General features: G+C 62.6%; 1 protein-coding gene. It reads left to right on the forward strand.

The window, feature by feature from the left end:
• Window positions 1-690 (forward strand): DEAD/DEAH box helicase family protein (locus D3H34_RS33350; protein ID WP_167481332.1); only part of this gene is annotated, 690 nt, incomplete at both ends.

Below are 690 nucleotides of genomic sequence, written 5' to 3' on the forward strand. Positions count from 1 at the left end.
AGCTTTACCAGCCCTATCCGCCGGCCGGGGATCAGCCGCAGGCGATTGCGAAGCTGGTCGAAGGTCTGCAGGACGGCGAAGTGTTCCAGACGCTGCTGGGCGTCACGGGCTCGGGCAAGACCTTCACCATGGCCAATGTGATCGCGCAGATGGGGCGCCCGGCCATCGTCTTCGCGCCCAACAAGACGCTGGCCGCCCAGCTCTACAGCGAATTCCGCGAGTTCTTTCCCAAGAATGCCGTCGAGTACTTCGTCAGCTACTACGACTACTACCAGCCCGAAGCCTATGTGCCGCAGCGCGACCTGTTCATTGAAAAGGACAGCGCGATCAACGAGCATATCGAGCAGATGCGTCTGTCGTGCACCAAGAGCCTGATGGAGCGGCGCGACGTGGTGATCGTCGCCACGGTGTCGGCGATCTACGGCATTGGCGAGCCCGAAAGCTACCACCGCATGGTCATGACGCTGCGCACGGGCGCGCGCATGGGCCAGCGTGACGTGATCGCCCAGCTGATCCGCATGCAGTACCAGCGCAACGACCAGGATTTCAGCCGCGGCAAGTTCCGCGTGCGCGGCGACACCATCGATGTGTTTCCGGCCGAGCATTCGGAGCTCGCGATCCGCATCGAGCTGTTCGACGATGAAATCGAAACCCTGCAGCTGTTCGATCCGCTCACGGGCCGGGTCAAGC

This window comes from Acidovorax cavernicola, assembly GCF_003581445.1.